Annotated in this window: 21 protein-coding genes; 10 read left to right on the top strand and 11 right to left on the bottom strand. The window is 69.7% G+C overall.

Going from position 1 to position 24,731, the window contains the following annotated elements; all coding sequences use genetic code 11:
• Positions 1 to 105: 105 nt before the first annotated feature.
• Positions 106 to 4,032: an OmpL47-type beta-barrel domain-containing protein gene (locus AC6CH0_RS02580; protein ID WP_498098122.1), complete on the top strand. Its 3,927-nt coding sequence runs from the start codon at positions 106 to 108 to the stop codon at positions 4,030 to 4,032.
• A gap of 25 nt (positions 4,033 to 4,057) precedes the next feature.
• On the top strand, positions 4,058 to 4,465 hold the full coding sequence (locus AC6CH0_RS02575; protein WP_498098121.1) for a hypothetical protein: 408 nt from the start codon (positions 4,058 to 4,060) through the stop codon (positions 4,463 to 4,465).
• 22 nt (positions 4,466 to 4,487) lie between these two features.
• Here the strand turns inward: AC6CH0_RS02575 and AC6CH0_RS02570 are convergent, their stop codons facing one another.
• Complete coding sequence (locus tag AC6CH0_RS02570) at positions 4,488 to 5,519, bottom strand: LacI family DNA-binding transcriptional regulator (protein ID WP_498098119.1); 1,032 nt, start codon at positions 5,517 to 5,519, stop codon at positions 4,488 to 4,490.
• A gap of 169 nt (positions 5,520 to 5,688) precedes the next feature.
• On the opposite strand from AC6CH0_RS02570, the gene AC6CH0_RS02565 reads away from it, so the two are divergent.
• From AC6CH0_RS02565 to AC6CH0_RS02550, 4 genes are all read left to right on the top strand, one after another.
• Entirely contained in the window at positions 5,689 to 6,981 is a 1,293-nt protein-coding gene (locus AC6CH0_RS02565) for an ABC transporter substrate-binding protein (protein ID WP_498098118.1), read from the top strand.
• 69 nt (positions 6,982 to 7,050) lie between these two features.
• Positions 7,051 to 7,998 (top strand): carbohydrate ABC transporter permease, encoded by a 948-nt coding sequence (locus AC6CH0_RS02560; protein ID WP_498098117.1) that lies wholly within the window; start codon positions 7,051 to 7,053, stop codon positions 7,996 to 7,998.
• Positions 7,998 to 8,924 (top strand): carbohydrate ABC transporter permease, encoded by a 927-nt coding sequence (locus tag AC6CH0_RS02555; protein WP_498098115.1) that lies wholly within the window; start codon positions 7,998 to 8,000, stop codon positions 8,922 to 8,924. Before AC6CH0_RS02560 ends, AC6CH0_RS02555 begins: the two co-directional genes overlap by 1 nt.
• 2 nt (positions 8,925 to 8,926) lie before the next feature.
• Positions 8,927 to 10,864 carry a glycoside hydrolase family 127 protein gene (locus tag AC6CH0_RS02550; RefSeq protein WP_498098113.1) on the top strand — a complete coding sequence of 646 codons (1,938 nt, stop codon included), beginning with the start codon at positions 8,927 to 8,929 and terminating at the stop codon, positions 10,862 to 10,864.
• 74 nt (positions 10,865 to 10,938) lie between these two features.
• Here the strand turns inward: AC6CH0_RS02550 and AC6CH0_RS02545 are convergent, their stop codons facing one another.
• Together AC6CH0_RS02545 and AC6CH0_RS02540 are read right to left on the bottom strand one after the other, a co-directional pair.
• Entirely contained in the window at positions 10,939 to 11,361 is a 423-nt protein-coding gene (locus AC6CH0_RS02545; protein WP_498098112.1) for a hypothetical protein, read from the bottom strand.
• Positions 11,362 to 11,403: 42 nt separating this feature from the next.
• Entirely contained in the window at positions 11,404 to 12,516 is a 1,113-nt protein-coding gene (locus AC6CH0_RS02540) for an epoxide hydrolase family protein (RefSeq protein ID WP_498098111.1), read from the bottom strand.
• 165 nt (positions 12,517 to 12,681) lie between these two features.
• Between AC6CH0_RS02540 and AC6CH0_RS02535 the strand changes: the two genes are divergently transcribed.
• Complete coding sequence (locus tag AC6CH0_RS02535; protein ID WP_498098109.1) at positions 12,682 to 13,239, top strand: dihydrofolate reductase family protein; 558 nt, start codon at positions 12,682 to 12,684, stop codon at positions 13,237 to 13,239.
• Positions 13,240 to 13,269: 30 nt separating this feature from the next.
• On the opposite strand, the gene AC6CH0_RS02530 is transcribed toward AC6CH0_RS02535, so the two are convergent.
• The 3 genes from AC6CH0_RS02530 to AC6CH0_RS02520 form a co-directional block, all read right to left on the bottom strand.
• The gene (locus AC6CH0_RS02530) at positions 13,270 to 14,337 is read right to left on the bottom strand and encodes an NAD(P)H-dependent flavin oxidoreductase (protein WP_498098107.1); all 1,068 of its coding nucleotides are present in this window, start codon (positions 14,335 to 14,337) and stop codon (positions 13,270 to 13,272) included.
• Positions 14,338 to 14,381: 44 nt separating this feature from the next.
• Positions 14,382 to 15,059, bottom strand: a complete 678-nt coding sequence (locus AC6CH0_RS02525) for a DedA family protein (protein WP_498098106.1) — start codon at positions 15,057 to 15,059, stop codon at positions 14,382 to 14,384.
• A 144-nt stretch (positions 15,060 to 15,203) separates the two neighbouring features.
• Positions 15,204 to 16,076, bottom strand: a complete 873-nt coding sequence (locus tag AC6CH0_RS02520; RefSeq protein ID WP_498098104.1) for an SDR family oxidoreductase — start codon at positions 16,074 to 16,076, stop codon at positions 15,204 to 15,206.
• A 99-nt stretch (positions 16,077 to 16,175) separates the two neighbouring features.
• Here AC6CH0_RS02520 and AC6CH0_RS02515 point away from each other — a divergent pair, with 99 nt between their 5' ends.
• On the top strand, positions 16,176 to 16,541 hold the full coding sequence (locus AC6CH0_RS02515; protein ID WP_498098102.1) for a winged helix-turn-helix transcriptional regulator: 366 nt from the start codon (positions 16,176 to 16,178) through the stop codon (positions 16,539 to 16,541).
• Between the two features lie 73 nt (positions 16,542 to 16,614).
• Here the strand turns inward: AC6CH0_RS02515 and AC6CH0_RS02510 are convergent, their stop codons facing one another.
• The 4 genes from AC6CH0_RS02510 to AC6CH0_RS02495 are packed head-to-tail and all read right to left on the bottom strand — an operon-like array spanning position 16,615 to position 20,417.
• A complete protein-coding gene (locus AC6CH0_RS02510) occupies positions 16,615 to 16,887 on the bottom strand; it encodes a hypothetical protein (RefSeq protein ID WP_498098101.1) in 273 nt (90 codons plus the stop codon).
• 49 nt (positions 16,888 to 16,936) lie between these two features.
• Entirely contained in the window at positions 16,937 to 19,204 is a 2,268-nt protein-coding gene (locus AC6CH0_RS02505; protein ID WP_498098100.1) for a heavy metal translocating P-type ATPase, read from the bottom strand.
• A gap of 44 nt (positions 19,205 to 19,248) precedes the next feature.
• Positions 19,249 to 20,196, bottom strand: coding sequence for a DUF8832 domain-containing protein (locus tag AC6CH0_RS02500; protein ID WP_498098099.1), 948 nt, complete (start codon positions 20,194 to 20,196; stop codon positions 19,249 to 19,251).
• Between the two features lie 8 nt (positions 20,197 to 20,204).
• A complete protein-coding gene (locus AC6CH0_RS02495; RefSeq protein ID WP_498098097.1) occupies positions 20,205 to 20,417 on the bottom strand; it encodes a heavy-metal-associated domain-containing protein in 213 nt (70 codons plus the stop codon).
• Positions 20,418 to 20,613: 196 nt separating this feature from the next.
• On the opposite strand from AC6CH0_RS02495, the gene AC6CH0_RS02490 reads away from it, so the two are divergent.
• Positions 20,614 to 22,056 carry an MFS transporter gene (locus tag AC6CH0_RS02490; RefSeq protein WP_498098095.1) on the top strand — a complete coding sequence of 481 codons (1,443 nt, stop codon included), beginning with the start codon at positions 20,614 to 20,616 and terminating at the stop codon, positions 22,054 to 22,056.
• 87 nt (positions 22,057 to 22,143) lie between these two features.
• On the opposite strand, the gene AC6CH0_RS02485 is transcribed toward AC6CH0_RS02490, so the two are convergent.
• A complete protein-coding gene (locus tag AC6CH0_RS02485; protein WP_498098094.1) occupies positions 22,144 to 23,091 on the bottom strand; it encodes an alpha/beta fold hydrolase in 948 nt (315 codons plus the stop codon).
• Positions 23,092 to 23,362: 271 nt separating this feature from the next.
• On the opposite strand from AC6CH0_RS02485, the gene AC6CH0_RS02480 reads away from it, so the two are divergent.
• On the top strand, positions 23,363 to 24,682 hold the full coding sequence (locus AC6CH0_RS02480; RefSeq protein ID WP_498098092.1) for a hypothetical protein: 1,320 nt from the start codon (positions 23,363 to 23,365) through the stop codon (positions 24,680 to 24,682).
• The last annotated feature ends 49 nt before the right edge of the window (positions 24,683 to 24,731 follow it).

The following is a 24,731-nucleotide window of genomic DNA, read 5'->3' as shown; positions in this document are numbered from 1 at the left end:
GTCCCGGGCCGGGGTGCGGGCGACCGCCCGCATCCCGGCCTGCATCCCCGCTCCACCCGCCCTCGCTCCACCCGCACCCGCGTCACCACGGTCGAAGGAGACCACATGCCAGGCATGCGCACCACCACCGTCTCGACGGCGCTCGGCACCATCGGCGCGCTGCTGCTCGCCGTGCTTCCCGCGGCGCCGGCGACGGCGGCCACGGAGAACCCGATCATCGGCGACGGCTCGGTCTACTCGGCCGACCCGGCGACGCTCGTGGTCGACGACACGCTCTACGTCTTCGCCGGCCGCGATGAGGCAGAGGCCACGGTCAACGACTTCATCATGAACGAGTGGCAGGCCTTCTCCACGACCGATGTCGATGGCGGCGCGTGGGAGCACCACCCTTCGCTGATGCGCCCCGAGAACGTCTTCGACTGGGCGACGCCCGGGCGCGCCTACGCGGGCCAGGTCGTCGAGGGCGGCGACGACAGGTTCTACTGGTACGTGCCGGTGCACGAGGCGGAGAGCACCTCGCCCGACAAGTTCGGCATCGGAGTCGCCGTGGCCGATTCGCCGCTCGGGCCGTGGACGGACCATGCCGGCGGGCCCATCGTCTCCCAGGCGATCCTCGGCAACGACGCGCACAACATCGACCCGACCGTGCTCGTCGACGACGGACGGGTGTGGATGTACTGGGGCAGCTTCGGTCGTCTGATGTCGACCGAGCTGGCCGCCGACATGAAGACGCTCGTCGGCTCGCCCGCGAACATCGCGAGCGGCATCACCGGCTTCTTCGAGGCCCCGTGGCTGTTCGAGCGCAACGGCACGTACTACCTCGCGTATGCCGCGAACAACGCCGGTCCGACGAGCTCCTGCACCCCCGCGAACTACCACGCGTGCATCGCCTACTCGACGGCGCCGAACCCGACCGGGCCATGGACCTTCCAGGGGCGCATCCTCGCGCCGGTCTCGTCGACCACGAGTCATCCGGCCATCACCGAGTTCGGCGGCGAGTGGCTCATCGCCTATCACACGGCCGATGCGGAGGGCGGAAACCACTTCCGTCGATCCGTCGCGATCGACCACCTCGAATGGGACGACTCCGTCTCGCCGGCACGGATCCTGCCGGTGACGACGACGCCCGAGCGCGGACCCGACCTCACGCCGCGGTCGAACGTGGCACCGTGGGCCACCGTGTCGGCGTCGAACCAGCCGATTCCGACGCAGTACTGGATGAAGTCGCTCAACGACGAACTGATCCGGCCGAACCCGCTGCCGCCGGACATGTGGGGCAGCTGGACCGGCACGCGCCCGGCGCAGCAGTGGATCCAGTACGACTGGGAGACCCCGGTACGGGTCGACCGTGCCCGTATCAAGTTCTGGCGCGACGTCGCGCCCGGCACGGGGAACGGCGTCTCCGACCCCTCGTCGTGGCTGCTGCAGTACTGGAACGACGGCGAGTGGCACGACGTGCCGAGCCCGAGCGGCTACCCGACCTCGACCACCGCCGTGCACGACGTGAGCTTCGGAGCCGTGACGACCTCCCGGCTGCGCGCCGTGCTGAACGCCGCGCCGAACGTGGCGAGTCCGCCGCAGTACTCCGCGCTCGCCGTCGAGGAATGGGAGGTGCACGCCGCGCAGCCGACGGGCGTCGCTCCCGTCACCGTCAGCACCGTCGTCGGCGTGCAGCCCGAGCTGCCAGACACGGTCTCGCTCGAGTACGGCGACGACACGATCGGCGCAGCCGTGCACTGGGATCCGGTCGACCCGGTCGACCTGGCGGCCGCCGGCGAATTCACGGTGACCGGCTTCGTCGAGGGCTACGCGGCCGGTGCCGCCACGGCGACCGTCACCGTGCTCGGTGAGAACCCGTGGCGCGCGAACCTCGCGCTTGCGGGAACGCCGGAGGCCGAGTCCACCGCGAGCTGGAACCGCGTGGGCGCCCTGAACGACGGCGCCATCGTCTACACCGGTGGTGCGAACGATGCCGTCTGGGCGACGTGGTCGGCCGAGCGTCCGGCGAGCCGCTGGGTCGGCTACAGCTGGCCCGAGCCGGTGCGGGTCGACGGCGTCGGTGCCCACTTCTGGAGCGACCAGTCCGGGCCGGATTCCGGCGACGGCATCGCGGTTCCCGAATCCTGGATCGCGCAGGTGCTCGTCGACGGGGAGTGGCGGGAGGTGTCGAATGCCGACGGGTATTCGACCGAGCGCGAGGCGCCGAACCGCGTCTCGTTCGACCCCGTCGTGACGACCGGGCTCCGGCTCGTGCTGAGCGCCCAGTCGGACGGCTCGACCAACGCGGCGGTGGGCCTCAGCGAACTCGAGGTGTTCGGCGAGACCCTCGACACGGTCGCGCCCGCCGTCGAGCTGTCGCTCGACGGGGTCGACGGTGCCGCCGGCTGGTGGCTGTCACCCGTGACGGTGCGCGCCACCGCGACCGACGATCGCGACCTCCGCACCCGCATCGAACTCGCGATCGGCGACGGTGCCTGGCAGCCGAGCGACAACGTGCGCTTCGCCGAGACGACGGTGAGCGGCGACGGGGACCACCTCGTTCGCGCCAGGGCGACGGATGCCTCGGGCAACGTGTCGGCCGAGACATCCGTCGCCGTTCGCATCGATGCGAGCCGGCCGACCGTCGCCGGTGCGTTCGACATCGACGCGCGCGCGGTGTCGGCATCCGCGGCCGATACCGGTTCCGGCGTCGCCGCGGTCGAGTACGCCGTCGACGCCCCGACCGGCTGGGCGTCGTACACCGCCCCGGTGACGGTCGACGACGAGCGGCATGTCGTCTACCTGCGGGCGCGGGATGCCGCCGGCAATCTCTCCGATCCGGCATCCGTCACGGTGCCCCGCTCGAACACCGCGCCGCTGGTCGGCAACATCGCGCCGCTCGCCGTTCCGACGGCCTCGTACACGTCGGCATGGAACGCCGTGACGGCGGTGAACGACGGTGCCGCGTCGGGCGCATCGTGGGGCACGTGGCCGATGGTCGGCGAGCAGTGGGTGCAGCTCGAGTGGGACCGCATCGTGACCGTCGACCGAGCAGGGGTGCTCTTCTTCCGCGACTCGTCGGATGCCTCGGGGGCGGGGATGATCCCGCCGTCGGCCTGGAGGCTGCAGTTCGTCGACCTCGTCACGGGCGAATGGCGTGACGTGGCGACCGATGACGCCTACGAGCGCTCGTCGGAGACGATCAACGAGGTCGCGTTCAGCGCGGTGACCACGACGAAGCTTCGCGCGGTCATGGAATCGTGGGGAACCGCCGAAGCGGGCGGCTCGAGCGGCATGCTCGAGTTCGAGGCATGGGCGGCCGAAGTGGCCGAGCCGGATGTCGCACCGCCGACGCTCACCCTGGGCGTCGAGACCGAACCGGGCACGAGCGGCTGGCACCGGGATCCCGTGCGGATCATCGCGGCCGCCGCCGACGACCACGACCCGTCGCCGCGCATCAGCACCCGCATCGGCGACGGCGAGTGGGTCGAATGGAGCGGCGAGCTGGTGCTCGGCGATTCGGGTGAGCACCTCGTCGAGGCTGAGGCATCGGATGTCGCGGGCAACGTCTCGGAGCGCCGGGGCATCACGGTGCGACTGGACCGCATCGCACCGGAGTCGGCCGTGGCGGGCCTGCCCGACGAGCCGGGCTCGGACCCGGTCGCACTCGCCTTCACCGCGAGCGATGCGCATTCGGGGGTCGCCACGACCGAGGTGCGCCTCGGGAACGGCGAGTGGGCGGCGATCGGTGCCGAACCCGTCGTCGTCTCGACGATCGGCACCACCACCGTGGCGTACCGGTCGACGGATGTCGCCGGCAACGTCGAATCGACGCGAGAACTCGAGGTCGTCGTGACAGAGCCGGGTGGCCCGGGTGAGCCCGAACCGCCGACGGCGCAGCTCGGCTCCGCCCGCGTCTCTGCGGGTGGCTCGCTCGCGTCGACCGGATCGGCCGCGGCATCCCTCATTCCACTCGCAGTGCTGCTCGCCGGCCTCGGGGCGCTGCTCCAGGCTCGGCGGGCACGAATGGTGAGAGGTACCCATCGACGCTGAGCCGGTCGCAGCCTACGGTCGGAGCATGAAGACTCGAACACGAAGCACACTCGCCGGGGCAGCGGCGGCAGCGCTGCTCGCCGCGGGACTCATGGTCGCCCAGCCTGCTCAGGCACAGGGACCCACGATCGACCTCGGAGCGACGGTCACCTTCACCAACAACTGCGACCACCGGGTCGGCGTGTCGATCGCGACCAACTGGGAGCCCGGTGGCGTGCAGCCGATCGACGAGCACTTCATCCTCGACGTCGGCGACCGACGACACTTCGACAACCTCCAGCCCACTCCGTCGAGTGGAACCCTGTACGCGCTCATGTACCACGTCGCCTCCGACGGCAACGGCTCCGACATCATCAAGCAGGGCGTGCTGAGGCAGACGTACGCGGCCCAGATGTGGTTCGCCTGCGGCTTCCCGGTCTTCGTGCCCAAGTAGGCGAGCGATCGGAGGAGTCGCCTCAGCGCCGCGCGATCGTCGACCCGCGGATCACGAGGCGCACGGGAAGGTGCTCGGTGCCGGAGCGGGTCTCGTCGTCGAGGGCGGTGAACACGCGCTTCGCGGCGAGCCGCCCGAGCTCCTGCAGGTTCGCGTCGATGCTCGTGAGTTCGGGCCGGGCATTGGTGGCGAGGATCTCCCAGTTGTCGTACCCGATGACGGCGACGTCTTCGGGTACCCGCCGACCGAGGTCGCGCAGCGTGTCGAGCACGCCGCGGGCGATCTGGTCGGAGCCGCAGACGATGCCATCGACCTCTGGATGCTGCGCGAGGAGCATCGCTGCGGCATCGCGACCCCAGTGCTCCGACCACACGGAGAACATCGCGTCGCCGACCAGCTCGAGGCCCGCGGCCTGGAGGCCGTCGCGCACGCCGAGGAGTCGGTCGCGCGCGGCGGCGTACGAGGGGTCGCCGGTGACGTGGGCGATGCGACTGCGGCCGCAGGAGATGAGGTGTTCGACTGCGAGGCGCCCCCCGGCGCGGTTGTCGGGGGTGAGTGAGAGGTCGGCAGGGTCGTCTGACGGCGCATAGGCGTAGACGACCGGCACCGGCAGGGTGTGGCCGAGCGAGGGCCGGGGATCGGTCTGGCGACCGACCACGATGATGCCGTCGACGCGTCGATTGAGCAGGGCCTTGAGGTGATGCTGCTCGCGGATCGCGTCGCCGCGGGCGTCGCAGAGGAAGACGTTCACCTGGCCGGCGCCGAACGCGTCTTCGGCGCCCATCAGGATGGGGATCACGAAGCGGCCCTCGAGGTCGCTCGTGAGCAGCCCGACGGTGCCGGTGCGCCCGGCGAGGAGGCTGCGCGCGAGCTGGTTCGGGGTGAACGAGATCTGCTCGGCGGCTTCGAGCACGCGTCGTCGCGTCGCCGGGGCGACCTCGTCGCGCCCGTTGATCGCCTTCGACGCCGTTGCGATCGACACTCCGGCGATGCGTGCGACGTCACTGAGCGTCGCCGGCCGACCCGCTGCGGCACTATTTTCGACCCGCGCCATTGCGACCCCCTTCTCGTGACGCAAACGTTACCGGACGAGGCTCTTGACGCCGCCCGAATCCCAAGAGTAACGTACCGAAAAGCATTTCGGTATTTTCGAAGTCCCGACCGAGTGCCCTTGCACCCCGGGCTCAGCGAGCCCGCTCAACGACGAGTATGAGGAGATCCACATGACACGCATGACTGGCCGAACGCGGCGGGCGCTCGGAGTGCTCGCCGCCGGAGCGCTCATCGCGGGCCTCGCCGCCTGCGCGAGCACCGAGGAGCCGGCGTCGAGCCTCGCCGACGCCGGGGCAGAGGGCGTCGACGACGGTTCGACGCTGACGCTCTGGACTCGCGCCCCACTCGAGAAGCAGGCCAAGCTTCTCGTCGAGGCGTACAACGACACGCACGAGAACCAGGTCGAGCTGACGGTCGTGCCGAACGACGACTACGTCGCGAAGGTCGGCGCAGCAGCCGGCTCGGGCGGCCTGCCCGACCTCTTCGCCGCCGACATCGTCTACGTGCCGAACTGGGTCGAGCAGGGGCTCTTCCAAGACATCTCGACCCAGATCGACGGACTCGACTTCAAGGACGAGATCAACGCGGGTCACCTCTCGGCCGGCACCCTCGACGGCAAGGAGCACGTGCTGCCGTTCGTGCTCGACCTCTCGATGATGTTCTGGAACAAGGAGCTCTTCGCCGAAGCGGGCCTCGACCCCGAGAAGGCCCCGGCCAACCTGCAGGAGTTCGCCGATGCGGCGAAGGCCGTGCAGGCGCTGAACAAGCCCGACACCTACGGCACGGCGACCGGCCTGAACTGCGGCGGATGCCTCGTCTTCACCTGGTTCCCGAGCATGTGGGCCGACGGTGAAGAGGTGCTCTCCGACGACGGCACCGAGTCGCTCCTCGCGAGCGATCCGGCCAAGGAGATGTACTCCGTCTGGAAGGACCTGTGGGACTCGGGCGCGGTGCTGCCGTCGTCGAAGGACGAGGCGGGCCCCACCTGGACCGCTGGCTTCACCGAGGGCAAGGTCGGCCTCATGTTCTACCCGGCGACCCTGCTCTCCTCGACCGAGTTCGACGCCGGAGTGGCCGGAATCCCGGGCCCCGAGGGCGGTGCCTCCACGTTCGTGGGCGGCGACGGCCTCGGCATCTCGAAGGACTCCAAGAAGGCCGCTCAGGCGTGGAACTTCCTCAACTGGATGATGTCCGAGGAAGCGCAGGTCGGCGTGCTCGCGAAGAACAACGACGTCGTCGCCCGCGCCGACCTCGCCGACAACGAGTTCTCCGCGAAGGACCCCCGCCTCGTCACGATCAACGAGGTCGCCGGCGCAGGCGACACCCCCGTGGCGATCAACTTCCAGCAGGCCTTCAACGCGCCGAACAGCCCGTGGCTCACACTCGTGCGCAACGCGGTGCTCGGTGACGGGGCATCCGTCGACGCCGACAACGACGAGATCACCGCGGTGCTCTCGCAGTAACGGATCGACCACCGACCGGCGCTCGGCACCCCCGAGCGCCGGTCGTGCCCACCTCGAAAGGCTCCTCGCATGACCGCGACACTCCACCCTCCGGCGTCACCGCCGGCACCACCCGCCGCGTCCGGCGCGCGGCGCCCTGCACGCCGCCGTGGCCGGCGCACCCACGGCGCACTCGCGGGCTGGCTCTACGCCGCTCCGACCGCGATCTTCGTGCTGCTGCTCTTCGTGCTGCCGCTCCTGCTCGTGCTCCAGATGTCGGGATCCGACTGGCCGCTGCTCAGCGGCAACCAGGGCCCGAACTTCCCCGAGAACTACCAGGTCGCGATCTCGAACCGCTTCTTCATCGACTCGGTGGTCTTCACCCTCAAGTACACGGTGCTCACCACCGTCATCCTGCTCGCCCTCAGCCTCGGCCTCGCCCTGCTCGTGCAGGAGTCGAGCCGGTGGAAGGGCCTGCTGCGCACCTCGATCCTGATTCCGAGCGCCCTCGGCCTCGCGTCGGCCTCGCTGCTCTTCTACGTGATCTACTCGCCGATCGCCGGCCCGTTCGCCGACCTCATGGCGTCGTGGGGCTTCACCTTCCTCGGCACGCCCGACGGCGCGCTGTGGTCGACGATCTTCCTCATCGTGTGGCGCTACGCGGGCTTCTACATGCTGCTCATGCTCGTGGGCCTGCAGGGCATCCCCGACGACGTGTACGAGGCGGCTCGCATCGACGGCGCCTCGCGCTGGCAGACCTTCCGCGACGTCACCCTGCCGCTGCTCCGTCCGACGCTCGCGCTCACGACGGTGCTCTGCGTCACGGGTTCGCTGCTCGCATTCGAGCAGTTCTACATCCTGACGAAGGGCGGCCCCGACAACTCGACGATCACGATCGTGCAGCTCATCTACAGCGTCGCCTTCCAGGGCCCCAACGACCTCGGCGTGGCCGGTGCGCTCTCGGTGATCGTGCTGCTCGCCCTCGTCGTCATCAACATCGCGCAGATCCGCGCATTCGGCAAGAAGGCGGAGGACTGATGAGCACCGACACCGCATCGGCGGCGACGACGCGGGCGATCGTCACGGATGCCGCGGGCAGCGGCTCGCGCGCACGGCGCGGCACACCGCGGCATCCGTCGACCTCGTTCGCCGGCATCGCCCTGCGCACGCCGTACTGGGTGCTGACCGCCGGCCTCGCGCTGATCTTCCTGTACCCGCTGATCTGGACCGCGATCTCGTCGGTATCGCCGCTCGCCGGCACGAACCAGGTCGACGGCTGGGGCTTCGGCAACTACGCCACCCTCGCGAACTACCAGGCGGGCATCTGGGTCTATCTCGGCAACTCGCTCTTCGTCTCGCTGCTGACCGTGCTGCTCACGCTCACGATCTCGCTGCTCGGCGGGTACGCGTTCGCCCGGTTCTCGTTCCCGGGCAAGAACGTGCTGTTCCTCTCGACGCTCGCGATCCTGATGGTGCCCTACGCGACGCTGCTCATTCCGCTGTACGTGCTGCTGAACCTCGTGGGGCTCTCGAACTCGCTCGTGGGCGTCGCGCTCGTGCTGACCATGTTCCAGCTGCCGTTCTCGATGTTCATGATGCGCATCTCGTTCGAGTCGATTCCGCGCGAGCTCGACGAGGCGGCGATGGTCGACGGCTGCTCGACCTTCTCGGCACTCTGGCGGGTGCTGATTCCGGCGGTGAAGCCGGGCCTGATCACGGTCGGCCTGTTCGCGTTCCTCGCGGCGTGGAACGACTTCATGGCCCCGCTCATTCTCATCAACGACTCGAACCGCATGACGTTGCCGCTCGCGATCTCGAACCTCCGCGGGCAGGCGCAGGGCGTCGTCGACTACGGAGCGACCGAGGCCGGTGTCGTGGTGCTCGCGCTGCCGTGCATCCTGCTCTTCCTGATCCTCCAACGACACTACGTGCGCGGCTTCATGTCGGGCGCCTTCAAGGGATGAACATGACCCTCACCACACCCACCACCACCACCCACGCCGTTCCGGTCGCCCCGACGACGGGTGTGCTGCGCCCGCTGGGGCTCGACGAGGTATCGATCACCGGCGGCTTCTGGGGCGAACGCCAGTCGGTCAACGGGCGCAACACGCTCGCCCACGTCGAGCACTGGCTCGAGCGCGAGGGGTGGCTCGCGAACTTCGATCTCGCTGCGGCCGGCGCGTTGCCCGAGGGTCGGCGCGGCCGGGAGTTCGCCGACTCCGAGGTGTACAAGTACCTCGAAGCGGTCGCGTGGGAGATCGGGCGCCGCGACGCCGCCGGGGGAGCCGCGGGCGAGAGCGACGAGCTCGAACGTCGGTTCCGCGCCGTCGTCGAGCGGGTGGCCGCTGCGCAGGAGTCCGACGGCTACCTGAACACCCGATTCGGCCGAGTCGGCCAGGGCCCGCGCTGGAGCGACCTCGAATGGGGCCACGAGCTGTACTGCCTCGGCCACCTCTTCCAGGCGGCGGTGGCCCGGGCGCGCACCCGGCCCGATGCCGATGACGGCCTGCTCGGCATCGCCCGGAGAGCGGCCGACCTCGTCTGCGAGGTGTTCGGCGAGGGCGGTCTCGAGCGCATCTGCGGGCACGCCGAGATCGAGGTGGGGCTGGCCGAACTCGCCCGTGCGACCGGCGAGTCGCGCTACCTGCGGCAGGCGGAGCTCTTCGTCGAGCGGCACGGGCGGGGCACGCTGCGCGACATCGAGTGGGGTCGTTCGTACTATCAGGACGACGTCTCGGTGCGAGCGGCGGAGACGCTTCGCGGGCATGCCGTGCGCGCCAACTATCTCGCTGCCGGCGCAGCCGACGTCGCCGTCGAGACCTCCGACGCCGAATTGCTGGGTTCCCTCGAGCACCAGTGGGGCCGCACCGTCGAGCGCCGCACCTACGTGACCGGCGGCCAGGGCTCGCACCATCAGGACGAGGCGTTCGGCGAAGACTTCGAACTGCCCTCGGACCGCGCGTACTCCGAGACCTGCGCCGGCGTCGCGTCGATCATGTTCAGCTGGCGGATGCTGCTGGCTCACGGAGATGCGCAGTACGCCGACCTCATCGAACGCACGCTCTTCAACGTCGTGGCGACCTCGCCGTCGGCCGAGGGAACGGCCTTCTACTACGCCAACACCCTGCACCAGCGACGGCCGGGCGCGCCCGCCGACGCCGACGAGGTGTCGCCGCGCGCCTCGTCGTCGCTGCGGGCGCCGTGGTTCGAGGTGTCGTGCTGCCCGCCCAACGTCGCTCGCACCTTCGCGAGTCTCTCCGCCTACCTCGCCACGGCCGACGACTCGGGCGTGCAGCTGCACCAGTACGCGGCATCGACGATTCGCACTCGGCTCGACGACGGACGGGAGATCGCGCTCGAGGTCTCGACCGACTATCCCCGCGAGGGCACGGTGCGGGTGCGCGTGCTCGCAGACGCCGGCGGGGAGTGGACGCTGTCGCTGCGTGTGCCGGCCTGGGCCGAGGGTGCACGGCTCACCGTGCGTTCGGCCGGCGACGACGTCGAGCAGGTCTGGCCGGCCAACCCGCAGGGCCGTGCCGGAATGACCTCCGTGACCCGCGCGTTCGCCGCGGGAGACGAGGTCACCCTCGAGCTGCCGGTGGGGCCGCGGTTCACGGCGCCGGATCCGCGGGTCGACGCGGTGCGCGGTTGCCTCACGGTCGAGCGCGGCCCCGAGGTGTTCGCGCTCGAGTCGGTCGATCTGGTCGGCACGCCGCTCGAGGCATCCGATCTCGCCGACCTTCGGGTCGACCCGGCGGTGGAGCCGGCGGACTCCGAGCTCGGGCCCATCGTGGCGCTCGTCGATCGGCGCACGGGCGCGGGTGCGGCAGTGCCGCTCGTGAGGTACCACGACTGGGCGAATCGCGGTCCGTCCACGATGCGGGTCTGGGTGCCGACGACGTAGCGGTCGGTGGCCATCGCACGCCCGAGGCAGCGCCCGCCGAGGTCAGCGCGCCATGCGCAGCGTCGCTGACCGAATCAGATGGTGACGCCGCGCGGGCCGGGCGTCGATCCGAACCAGTACGACGGCGCCGGCAGCTGCACGCCCGTCGACGCGAGCGCGATCACGGCGAACGCGTAGATCATGATCACGATGGTCAGCACTCCGAGCACCATCGTGACCCGCACCGCGGCCGAGGGGCGCACGCCCTCTCGGCGGTAGCGGGGGACTGCCATGAAGGCGATCCACATGGCGGTCACCGCGAAGCCCGTGATCCAGACGGTGCGCAGTGCATCGCCGGCGAGCGGCGCCGCAACGGCCAGCACGAGCGCGGCGATCGCCATCAGCAGGCTGGTGTACGCGAAGAACCGGGCGAAACCGATGCCGCCGATGTCGTCGTCGCCGGTCCACCACGGCCCTTCGGGCTCGTTCGGCTCGCTCGGCTCCCGCGGTGCGCTCATCTTGCGATCGTAGAGCGGATGCCGCGGCGTGCGACCACCGACTCAGTCGAGCGACTGCACGAACTGCCGCACACGCCGAGCCAGCTCGTCGGGCACCTCGGCCGCGGTGAAATGGCCGCCGGCGTCGAGCCGGTCGAAGACGCGGAGGTCGAGGTAGTGGCTCCGCGCAAGCGACTCGGGGTACCCCGCCTCGTGTCGCTGGATGAAGACCGCGGCGGGCACCGACGTGGGTGGGATCGGGTCGGGCTGGTCAGCGCCCTCGTAGTACGGGCGGAACGACGACCCGATCGTCTGGGTGACCCAGTAGATCGTCGCCTCGGTGAGGATGTGCTCTCGCGAGATGCGCTGCTCGACCGCGCGTGGTTCGCCGGCCGGGGTGTCACTCCACTCGACGAGCTTCTCGGCGAGCCAGGCCAGGAGCCCCGCCGGAGAGTCGTTGAGGGCGAACGCGAGCGTGTCGGGCCGGGTGGCCTGCACGTGTCCGTAGGCGCCGTCGGGCCCGTGGCGCGCAGAGAGGTCGTCGAAGAACGCACGCTCGGCTGGATCGGTGAGGGCTTCGCGCTCCTCGCCGGTGGGGAAGTGCGCGTGCGTGGCGACGATGCCCGCCACGTGTTCGGGGTACCGCGCCGCGATGAGATCGCTGACGTTCGCGGTGACGTCTTCGCCGTAGGTGACGTAGCGCTCGTAGCCGAGCACCTCGGTCATGAGGGCGTGCATCGTGGCGGCGAGCCGCTTCTCGGACATCGGGCCGGCCGCGAACGGCGAGGAGAAGGCGAACCCGGGCAGGCTCGCGACGACGACGTGGAAGTCGGGCAAGCGGTCGGCGAAGTCGAGTTGCAGGGCGAAGGTGTGCGGCCAGCCGTGCATGACGAGCAGTGCCGGGGCATCCGCTCGCTCTGAACGGAGATGCGCGAAGTGCACCGAGGCGTCGTCGATCTCGGCGATGAACTGAGGATGCCCGTTGAGCCATGCCTCTCGCGCCGGCCAGTTCCACTGACGCCACGAGTCGATGAGTTCGCGCAGGTAGGCGGCGGACATGCCCGACGGCGGGCGCCGCGGCGAATCGTCGGGCACCCGGCTGCGCGCGAGTCGCGCACGCAGATCGTCGATGACCTCGTCTGGCACATGGAGCTCGAAGGGGCGCACTTGGCTCATGGGCCGAAGCTACGCCCGGCCACCGACACCGACACCGACACCGACACGCGCATCCGGACGAGGCGAAAAGATCTGTGAGACATTCCGTCGCGGATGTCGATCGCGCGAGCTTCCGTTCGACGTCCAGAATGAGAGCGGAAATACCGCCCCGGAAGGATTCATCTCATGCGCACCCTCATCGTCACGGAGTTCATCAGCCTCGACGGCGTCATCGACTCGCCCGGCGGCGGGTCGCACCCGCGGGCGGGTTGGACCTTCAAGGACGTGCCGTTCGTCGAGGAGGCCTACGAGATCAAGGGCCGTGAGCAGCTCGAGGCGGGGGCGATGCTCATGGGCCGGGTCAGCTACGACGAGTTCGCACCGGTCTGGCCGACGATGGTCGACGACTTCGCCGAGTACAACGCGATGCCGAAGTACGTCGTCTCGTCGACCCTGTCGGACCCGGAATGGAACAACACCCGGGTGCTGCGCTCACTCGATGACGTCGCGAAGCTCAAAGAGGGCGACGGAGCCCCGATCATCGTGCACGGCAGCGCCACGCTCGCCCAGGGTCTCGCCGCCGCCGGGCTCGTCGACCGCTACCACCTGCTCGTGTTCCCGCTGCTGCTCGGCGACGGCAAGCGCCTCTTCGGCGCCGGCGACCCGTACACGCGGCTCGACCTCGTCGAGCACGAGTCGTACTCCAACGGTGTCGTCAAGCAGGTCTTCGACGTCGTGCGCTGAGCGGATGCCTCGGCGGCGCCGAGCGGTCGATCATGCGGGTACCCCGGCAGCGAGTTCATCGAAGACCTCGGATGCCTCGACCCGCACGGCGAGCGGTGCGGACTGACCCAGCCAGAGCGACTGCAGATCGGGGCGTCCGCGGCGCCCCGCCTCGGCGCGGAAGGCGCCGGTCAGCCAGTTCTGCAACGGGAACGGGGCGATGGCTCCGGATGCCTCGATCTCGCGGATCGCCCGGTTGGCGGCGCCGCGAGCCAGTCGCCCGCTCATGGCACGGGTCAGTACGCTCTCGTGTGCCGCGGTGGCGGGGATGGCGCGCCGATGGGCGTCGTTCGCGGCCGACTGGCGAGTGCGCAGGAACGCCGTGCCGACTTGCACCGCGCTCGCGCCGAGGGCGAAGGCTGCGGCGACGCCTCGTCGGTCGGCGATGCCGCCGGCGGCGATGACCGGGAGGTCGACGGCATCGGCGACCTGCGGAATGAGGGAGAACGATCCGACGAGCGACGCCTCTGCCGGTTCGAGGAACGCGACGCGGTGGCCCGCGGCCTCGAACCCCGTCGCGACGATCGCGTCGACGCCGCCCTGCGCGAGCGCGACGGCCTCGTCGACGGTCGTCGCGGTTCCGACGATCCGGATGCCGCGTTCGCGAGCACTCTCGACGACCGCGGCCGTCGGCACGCCGTAGACGAAGCTCGCGACGGCCGGGCGCGCCTCGAGCACTGCCGCCCACTGCTCCTCGAAGCTCGGGAGGAGCGAGTCCGGCGACGCGGGCGCTGTCGGCGGCGACAGCTCGAGCTCGTCGAAGTACCCCCGCACCGCGTCGAGCGCGCGGGTGAACGAGACCGGCTCGCTCGGGGCATCCGGTGCCGGCTGCTCGTGTTCGAGCGGCAACCAGAGGTTGAGCGCGAACGGCCGGCTCGTGGCCGCTCGCAGCGCCGCGCTGGTCTCGGCGATGCGGGCCGCGTCGTACCCGTAGAGGCCGAATGAGCCGAGTCCGCCGAGGTTCGACACCGTGGCGGTCAGTTCGATCGAGGAGAGTCCGCCGAACGGGCCGAGCACGATCGGGTGCTCCAGCTCGAACGTCAGGAACGAGTCGGTCATGCTCCCATCCTCCTCCGCCGCGAACGGTTTCGGCGCCTCGCCGATCAGCGCCGGGCGAAGGCCTCCGCCACCGCCGGAGCCGGAAGCACCTCAGGCGGTGCCACCGTCTCGACGCCACGGCGGGCGCGCCGCGCAGCGATGGTCGAGCTGACCCGATCGATGACGATGCCGATCACCAGAGCGATGGCGACGCCGAGAAGCGCCGCGAGAACGGGGTTCCCCGAGAGCCACTGGCCCGCGAACAACCCGATCGCGACCGAGTACACGGCCCAGCTGATTCCGGCGAGGGCGGAGAGTGGCACGAACCGCCGCCGCGGCAGGTCGGCAGCTCCGGCGGTGACGTTCACGGCGACTCGTCCGACCGGGATGTAGCGCGCGGTCAGGATGAGCACGGTCGCCCGCCGAGCGAGGCCCTCGCGGGCCCAGACGATCGCGCGCTGGGCGGAATCGCGTCGCATCCATCGCCATCGATCGAGTCCGACGGTGCGCCCGATCGTGAACGCGATGTTGTCGCCGAGGAACGCACCCGCCGAAGCGGCGAGCACGGCACCGACGAGCATCGCCCAGTCGCCCGTTGCGGCACCCGCTGCGGCCGCCGCGATGACGACGGTCTCGCTCGGCACCGGGGGGAAGAATCCGTCGATGACGCAGACGGCGAAGATCACCACGAAGACCCACGGCGACTGCACGAGCGAGAGCAAGATGTCGGTGAGGAACTCCATGCCTTCGACGCTATGGACGCGGTACCCGTGAGCGCGTCCCTCTGTCGTCCCATCCGATGTAGTACCCCGGTAGGGACGCCGGTGAGCCGTCGGCCGAACCCACGATGGCCCGGCGCGCAGGCGCCGGGCCATCGTGCGAGATGTCTACGCCGCCGCGGACTCGCCGACGGCGGCACGAAGCCCCTCGACGAGCGGGGTCGTCGGCCGGCCGATGAGGCGCGAGAGCGTGCCGTCGGTCTCGCCGAGCACGCCGTTGCGGATGCCCGTGTCGATGCCGGCGACGAAGCCGGCGGTGCCGGCGTCGAGGCCGGCCGACTCGAGCGCGGCGACGTGCTGGTCGGTCGTGAGGGGCGTGTACGTCACGCCACGCCCGACGACCTCGGCGGTTGCGGCCGCGAGTTCGTCGTAGGTCCAGGCGGTGTCGCCGCCGAATTCGTAGACCTGGCCGAGGTGGCCGTCCTCGAGCAGCACGACGGCGTCGCCGTCGGCGAAGTCGGCGCGAGTGGCGCTTGCGACGCGGCCGTCGGCCACGGACGCCGCGATGACGCCGGTCGACGCGGCGCGTGCGACATCCGCCGTGTAGTTCTCGGTGTACCAGTTGTGGCGCACGATCACCGCGGGAACGCCGGAGGCTGCGATGGCTTCTTCGGTGGCCTTGTGGTCGGGGGCGAGCACGAAGTCGGCGGTGGTGGCCTGCGGGGCGCTCGTGTACACGAGCTTCGTGATGCCCGCGGTCTTCGCGGCGTCGATCACGTTCTGGTGCAACGCGACGCGGCTGCCGGGCTCGGACGCTGAGACGAGCAGCACGGTGTCGACACCGTCGAGTGCGGGGGCGATGGTCTCGGGGCGCGCGTAGTCGAGCTCGACGGTGCGGACGCCGCGGGAGGCGAGGTGCGTGAGCTTCGACGTGTCGCGGGCGCTGGCGACGATCGTCTCGGGTGCGGCGCCGCGAGCGAGCAGCGAGTCGACGACGAGGCGGCCGAGCTGGCCCGAGGCGGCGGTGACGAGAATGGTCATGGTGTCGGTGTTCCTTCCGATTGCGGTCTCCCACAGCAACCGGATGTCGCACGCCAACCTTCCCTCGCGATGGTACCCACTTTGAAGTAAGGTACCCACATGGTGGTTAGTCTTGCGCAGATCCGCGAAACATCGGGCGAAGTTTTCACCGATGGGTGTCCGACCCGCGTCGTGCTCGACCACATCATGAGCAAGTGGGGCGTGCTCGTGCTGCTCGCGCTGTCCGACGGCACGCTGCGCTGGGGCGAGCTGCGCCGCGAGGTCGACGGCATCAGCGAGAAGATGCTCGCCTCGACGCTGCGCACGCTCGAGGCCGACGGCATCGTGTCGCGCACCTCGTACCCCGAGGTGCCGCCGCGGGTGGAGTACTCGCTCACCGAACTCGGCCGTGAGCTGATGGAACGCATGCTTCCGCTCGTCGAGTGGGTCGCGCAGCGCGCCGACGACATCATCGCCGAGCGCTGAGCGCTCGGCGCGGATCGCAGGCGACAGGGCCCGCGTGCACGACCTCCGTGCCGCAGGCCCCGCATCCGCGCCCTTACGCCATGTTGGCGGCGTACTTGGCCGGGTTCGAGTCGAACGCCGGTCCGCATCCGGCGCAGCAGAAGTAGAACCGCTCGCCCTCGTGGTCGCGGTACAGGCCCGCCGCTTCGGCAGCCCTCTTGCTGACCGTGCTGCCGATCATGACGGGGCACGTGGTGAGGTCGTCGCTGCCGCCGCCGAGGAGGTTCTCATGACCGCTGCCCGCTGCGGCGGGGTTGGGGGCACTGGTGCTGCAACAGCTGGCGGTCGCCTGGAGGTCGTTCGTCATCGTGGGTGGTTCCCTTTCGTGTCGTTCTCTGAGGTGGTGGGTCGTCGCGTCACTGGTCGGCGATGCTCCTGAACCCGCGCAGGCGCAGGCTGTTGCCCACGACGAAGACGCTGGACAGCGCCATCGCGGCCCCTGCGAGCATGGGGTTGAGCATGCCGAGCGCAGCGACGGGGATCGCCGCCACGTTGTAGGCGAATGCCCAGAACAGGTTGGTCTTGATCGTTCCGAGGGTCGCGCGTGAGAGTCTGATCGCGTCGACCGCGCTGCGCAGGTCGCCGCGCACGAGCGTGATGTCGGAGGCTTCGATCGCGACGTCGGCGCCGGTGCCCATCGCCAGGCCGAGGTCGGCCTGGGCGAGGGCGGGGGCGTCGTTGACGCCGTCGCCGATCATGGCGACGACCCGGCCTTCGCCCTGCAGTCGGGCGATGACGTCGACCTTGTCGTTCGGGAGGACTTCGGCGATGACCTCCTCGATGCCCACTTCCGTGGCGATCTGACGGGCGACCGCCGCGTTGTCACCGGTCAGGAGGACGGGGGTCAGGCCGATCGCCGTGAGCCGTGCAATCGCCTCGGCGCTCGTCGGCTTGACCGTGTCGGCGACGACGAGGATGCCTCGTGCCTGCCCGTCCCAGCCGACCGCGACCACGGTCTTGCCCTCACCCTCGGCGCGCGCCTTGGTCGACGCCAGTTCGCGGCTCAGGTGCAGCGACCACTCGGCGAGCAGCGACTGTCGGCCGACCAGCACGGCGTGGCCGTCGACGATGCCCTGCACGCCCTTGCCCTCGATGTTCGCGAAGTCCTCGGGGGTCGGCAGCGTGCCGACCTCCTGTGTCGCACCCTTGGCGATCGCCTGTGCGATCGGGTGCTCCGAGGCATCCTCCAGCGCCCCGGCCAGTCGCAGCAGCTCGGCACGATCGGTGCCGGGCTCGACGACCACATCGACGAGCGTCATCTTGCCGGTGGTCACCGTGCCGGTCTTGTCGAGCACGACCGTGTCGATCTTCCGGGTGGATTCGAGCACCTCAGGGCCCTTGATGAGCACGCCCATCTGCGCGCCGCGGCCGGTGCCGACCAGCAGGGCGGTGGGCGTCGCCAGTCCCAGTGCGCAGGGGCAGGCGATCACGAGCACCGCCACCGCTGCGGTGAACGCCGCAGTGACCGGGAAGCCCGCGCCGAGCCAGCCGCCGAGTACGGCGAACGCGATCACGATCACGATCGGCACGAACACGCCCGAGATCCGGTCGGCCAGGCGCTGCACCTCCGCCTTGCCCGTCTGCGCATCTTCGACGAGCTTGGCCATCTGCGCGAGCTGCGTGTCGGACCCGACGCGGGTGGCTCGCACCACGAGCCGGCCGCCGGCGTTCGTCGTGGCACCGGTGACCGGGTCGCCCTCGGCGACCTCGACCGGTACCGATTCGCCGGTGAGCATCGATGCATCGACGGCGGATGTCCCGGACACCACGACCCCGTCGGTGGCGATCTTCTCGCCCGGCCTCACGATGAACTCGTCGCCGATCTGCAGCTCTTCGACGGGGATCTTCGTCTCGGCGCCGCCGCGCAGCACCGAGACCTCCTTCGCGCCGAGTTCGAGCAACGCGCGCAGGGCTGAGCCCGCCTGTCGCTTGGAGCGCTTCTCGAAGTATCGGCCGGCGAGGATGAACATGGTCACCCCGGCGCCGACCTCGAGGTAGATGTTCGCCGCTCCGTCGGAGGGGGCGAGCGTGAACTCGAACGGGTGCGTCATGCCGGGGGTGCCGGCGGTGCCGAGGAACAGCGCGTAGAGCGACCACAGGAATGCGGCGGACGTGCCCATCGAGATGAGCGTGTCCATCGTCGCGGCGCCGTGCTTGAGGTTCGTCCACGCTGCCTTGTGGAACGGCCACGCCGCCCATACGATCACCGGGGCGGCGAGAGCGAGCGAAGCCCATTGCCAGTAGGTGAACTGCAGCGCCGGGATCATGGCCATCGCGATCACGGGCAGGGTCAGCACGATCGAGCCGATGAGTCGGTGGCGAAGCGAGGTCAGCTCCGAGTCCTCGGTATCGGCGCCCTCAGCGGATGCATCGGACTTCGAGCGGCCCGTGGGTGCGGGAACGGCGGCGGAGTACCCGGTCTTCTCGACCTCGGCGATCAGCAGCGCCGGATCGTATCCGTCCGGCACGGTGACCTTCGCCTTCTCGGTCGCGTAGTTGACCGTCGCGATGACACCGTCGAGCTTGTTCAGCTTCTTCTCGATGCGCATCGCGCAGGAGGCGCAGGTCATCCCGCCGATGTCCAACTCGACGCCTTGCGCGGCACTCGCGGGTGCTGTGCTCATATCTGCTTCCTCGTGTCTGTTCTCTGGGCGGGCGGACCTGACGGTCAGTGCCCCTCCGAATGCGTTCCGCTCTCGGCGGCGGAGCCGGTACCGTGCACGGCATCGACCACGAACTCGGCGGTGCGCACCTGGCCGTCGACCTGGAAGTCGAGGTACATCAGGTAGCGACCCGCGGTCGGCGCCTCTGCCGCGAACACGATCTCGGGCCCGGCCGTGTCGCCGGCCGCGGGCTCGTCGCCCTCGGCGTGCACATGCAGGAAGGCGAGGTCGCCTTCGCGCAGGGCGACGAGGTGACCGAAGGCGCCGAGGTACGGCTCCAGGGCGGTGACCGGTTCGCCGCCGCGCGTCACGGTGATCGTGAGCTCGCTCGACGAGCCCGCCACGAGGTCGCCGTCGAGCGAGACGCTGAAACCGTCGACCTCGTCGATGCGACTCGGTTGCGGCGCCACCGGCTCGAACACTCCCGCGACCTGCACGGTGCGGGTGAGCGTCAGCGGCTGCGCCGCATCGCCGGCGGTCGTGAAGTCCGCGAAGACGCGATAACTGCCGGCGGCCGCCCACTCCCACGGCAACGACCACGTGGCCGTCGACTCGTCGAGCACGGGGTGCACGTGGCGGAAATGACTGCCGTCGGATCGGGCCACGATCAGATGCAGCTTCTTGTCGTGGGCGGTCGTGTACTCGGTCACCGGTGCGCCCGCGGCATCCTGGATCTGGAAGCTCAGCTCGCCGGGTTCGCCGACGGCCGCGGGTGCATGCACCGGCGACAGTACGTGGCCGTCGATGTCGAGCGCGAGGCCTTTCAACGCTGCTGCCGTCTCTGCGGCGCCTTGGGGCGCCGGGTTCTCGGAACCGTGGCCCTCGTCATGTCCGTTCATCTCGGTCCCTTCTGTCCACCCGGCGACGACGCTGCCGGGAATGACGGCGCCCGCGATGAGGAACGCCCCGCCGAAGGCTGCAACGAGCCCGAGCCCGTACAGAGCGAGGCGCACGCCGGTCTTCATGCCGTCCGCACCGCCGAGTACCCCGCCTCCTCGACGGCCGCCAGTACCTGTGCGTCGTCGACGGTGTCGGCTCCCGTCACCGCGAGCCTGCCCGTCTGCGCGCTCACCGCGATGTCGTGCACCCCGGTGATCTGGCCGACCTCTTCACGGATCGACATCTCGCAGTGCCCGCAGGTCATGCCCGTCACCTGGTACTCGTTCGTGGCCATGGAGATCTCCTCTGCGTCATCCGATACCCCTACTGGGTACCTCACATCACCACCATATACCCCAGTGGGGTACCTCGCAAACGCCAGGCTGATCACCCCGAGGGCGCGACGCCGCTCACTTGACACCTATACCCCCTATAGGTATCACCTCGCTCACATCGCCGGTATCTCCGGCAACGCCTCAGGAGGAAATCACATGTCTACCCATTCGTCCATCTCGCCGGGCAAGCGGTGGCTCGGCCTGGTGCTGATCGCCACGGCGCAGTTCGTCGTCATCATGGACACCTCGATCATCGGCGTCGCCCTGCCCGACATTCAGCGAGAACTCGGCTTCACGCCCGAGTCGTTGTCGTGGGTGTTCAACGCCTACGTCGTCGCTTTCGGAGGCCTGCTCCTGCTCGGCGGTCGCCTCGCCGACGTCTTCGGTGCCCGGAAGATCTTCGTGCTCGGCTGGGTCGTCCTGATCGCGGGTTCGCTACTGGCCGGAGCCGCGAGCAACGTCGGGCTCGAGATCGCGGGCCGTGCCATCCAGGGCGCCGGCTCCGCGATGATCGCGCCGGCCGCCCTGACGCTGCTCATGATGCTCTTCGGCGGTACGCCCGAGCTTCCCAAGGCATTCGCCGTCTACGGCGCCGCTGCGCCGATCGGCGGCACTGCCGGCGTCTTCCTGGGGGGAGTGCTGACCGAGTACGCGAGCTGGCCCTGGGTGTTCTACGCGACGATTCCCATCGCGATCTTCGTGCTCGCCTTCACGGCGACGTCGCTTCCCCGAACGGTCAGGAAGGCGGCCGGGTCGATCGACATCGGTGGTGCCCTCACCGTGACCGCCGGACTCGCCGCCGTCGTCTACGCCGTGGTGAATGCGCCAGAGGTGGGGTGGCTCACGGTGCAAACGCTCGGCGTGCTCGCCGCCGGCATCGTCTTGCTGGTGATCTTCTTCAGCATCCAGGCGCGCAGCCGGAATCCGCTGCTGCGCCTCGGCCTGCTCCGAGAGCCGCTGCTCGGTGCTGCGAACGGTGCACAACTGCTCTTGGGTGCTGCCTGGGTCTCGATGTGGTTCTTCCTGAACCTGTACCTGCAGCAGGTGCTCGGCGCGACCGCATTCGCGGCTGGCGCCGCCCTCCTCCCGATGACCGGCCTCATCGTGCTCGTCATGGTCGCGTTGGCGCCACGGCTGCAACAACGGTTCGGCGCGAAGCCGCTGATCGTCACCGGCCTGCTCCTGCTCGCCGGGGGGCTCGCGTGGCTGTCGTTCGTGCGCCCCGACGGCAACTACGCCGTCGACGTGCTGCCGGCGTCGCTGCTGGCGGCACTCGGGATGTCGCTGGCGTTCGTGCCCTCGCTCGGCACCGCGATCAACGCGGCACCGCCCGCCGAAACGGGTGTCGCTTCAGGGCTCGTGAGCACGAGCTACCAGATCGGATCAGCGCTCGGACTGGCGATCCTCACTGCCATCGTCTCCGGAATCTCGGGCACCGACGCATCCCGGGTCGAACTGACCCAGGGCTACTCCGCAGCCTTCATCGGTGCCGGCATCCTCGCCCTCGTCGGAGCCCTGGTCACCGCCGTGGCGATGACGAAGCCCCGGACCCCAGTGGCCGCGCCCGTTTCAACGGCCGACGAGTCGGTCTCGGCGTAGCAGCGTGCCGGATCCATCGGGCAGCGATGCGTGATGGATCCGGCACCCGGCCGCGAGCATCGACACGGGGCCGCCGTCATCGGTGCGCTACTGCCCCGACGAGTCCCGTGCCAGGAATTCCTCGACCCCCGCGGCGATCTGCTTCGACGCGGTGTGGTGCAGGTAGTGACCGGCCTCGAGCAGCACGAGCTCGGAACGATCCGATGCCGCCGCCTGCTCCTCGTGCAGCGGAACCCAGGTCTCGATCTCGGGGTTGTCGGCCTGGGCGAACAGCAGGAGCGGGAGATCCTTCGGGAAGGCGAGTTGCTCGGCGGCGTCGAAGTTCGCTGCGATGTGCTGCATCTCGTCGACGTAGGTGTCGCTGAAGGAGTTGCGGAACGAGAGGATCTTCATCTGCTCCTTCGTCTCAGCGTCGTACGGCAGGCCGGCGTACGGGTCGCCCGCGAGTTCGGTCAGGATCCTCGTCAGGCCGAGCGCCTTCAGCGCCTGCGTGGAGGCGGTGTCGACCACCGCGTCTATTCCGGGTTGCGTCGGCACGCTCGAGTCGATGCCGACGAACGCGGTGACCTCGTCGCGGTAGCGATCCACGTACTCGAGCCCGTAGATGCCGGCGATCGAGTGGCCCATGAGGATGTACTGGTCGACGTCGAGGCTCTGGAGCGCCGAGTGGATCTCCTCGGCGATGTTGGCCGAGGTACGGGGCGAATCGGTCTCGTCGCTCAGGCCGTAGCCGAATGGCTCGACGGCGATGACCCGGTAGCGCGGCGCCAACTCATCGATGAGTGGCAGGAAGTCGAGTGCCGGCGCCGCGGTGCCGAAACCGGGCAGGAGCACGATGGTCTCATCGCCGCCACCCGTGATCGAGACGTTCATCTGCTTGCCGTCGACGGCGACGAGCTCGCCGTAGGGCTCGAGGCTCGCGGCCTCGGAATTGCTCGCGATCGCGTTGATCGCCGACGTGGTGATCAACGCAGCGACGACGATGCCGAGCAGGCTCGCGATCGTGGTGAGCGTGATTCGCAGGAACTTCTTCATCTTCATCTTTCCGGTGCCGCGAGTGCGTGGACACGATCGAGATGACGCAGCAGGAGACCCCGATCGACGGTCGGTGTCGCCCGCGCTTCACCGTACGGAACGTCGCTCGCCCACGAATCAGGCGGCGGTACGACACGCCTCCGCCGCGGGTACTACGCCGGTCGGCGGAGGCCCGGTCAGGTGCAGATCGCGGGGAACCGGTTTAGCATCGGAGGCGGCGAGCAACTCCGACCCCCGCGGAGCGCCGCCGGCCCGACCCCCAGGAGCCCGAGTGACCACTCATGCCGACGACCAGCCGCTGCTCGGGTTCGGAACGTCTGCTGCCGACAGCGCGCCTCGCGCGGGCCGTCGCAGCGCCGACGTCGGTGGCACCCTGCGACCGCGTCGCCTTCCGGCGCCGGAGTGGGGGAGGCATCCGTCTCCCCGAGACGTGCAGCGCTACTACCTCTGCAGCGAGGAGCCGAGCGGCGAGTTCGTCGAGGTGATCATTCCGGTGACGGATGCCGGGCGCCGCCGCTATTTCGCGACGAGCGACGGTGACCGCCTGACCGAGGTCGACGAGGACTACTTCGCCGGCAGCGGCGAGGGCAACGCGCGCTCGCTGCTCGAGCTCGACGCACGCGAGATGGCCGAGCTGCAGGCCGAGTTGAATTTCGTGCGCCCGGTGCTCGGCCGCGATCCACTGGCCGAGGCGGCTGCCGAGGCGGCGCGTGCGGCCGAGGCGGCGCTGACGGCCGAGGTGACAGCTGAGACTGAAGCGCCCACCGAGCCGACCTGGATCGAGCTCGCTCGGGTACCCGATGACGATGATGACGACGATGACGGCGTCGACGATGACGACGTCGACGATGACGGCGTCGACGATGACGGCGTCGACGATGACGGCGTCGACGATGACGGCGTCGACGATGACGATGACGATGACGATGACGATGACGAAGACACCGATGATGAGAACGACGAAGCACCGAGCAACGAGGAGCACCACGTGGTGATGGGAATGAACCGCATCGAGCAAGCCGAGCCACTGGCATCCGTGGTGCCGATCGGTGCCGTGCCGATGCCGGTCGCCGCCGTCGGGAGCCACCCGTCTCACGCGGCAGCGCCGGAAGCCGCTCATGAGGCCGCACCGGAATCCGGCCCCGCCGTCGATGCCGCCGCTCAGGTGTCTCTCGCGAAGGGCATCGCCTTCGTCGCGCACCGCGGCCAGCTCGACCGCGTCGGCGCCGAGTACATCGATCACCCGGGCCGCGTGGCCGAGCACTTCGATCCGCTGACCGAGTCGGTTCCGGCCGCGGCCGCTTGGCTGCACGATGTGCTCGAAGACACCGCGGTCAGCGCGCAGGAGCTGCTCGAGGCGGGCGTGCTGCCCGAGATCGTCGACATCGTGACGCTGCTCACCCGCCGGCCGGATGTCACCGACGACGAGTACTACGCGCGCATCCGCCGCCACCCCGACGCTCGCCGGGTGAAGCTGGCCGATGTCGACGACAACAGCGCGCCGTGGCGCCTGCGCCGGCTCGACCGCGAGACGCAGCTGCGCCTCGTCGAGAAGTACCGTCACGCCCGGGAGGCGCTCGCCGCGGAGTGAGCTCGTGGAGCGGGCGTCTGCGGTGAGCCGATCAACACCGTCCCAGAGT

This window comes from Agromyces sp. GQ35 (assembly GCF_059758475.1).
The sequence above is the reverse complement of the archived record's forward strand: the minus strand, read 5'-3'. Positions and strand labels throughout refer to the sequence as shown.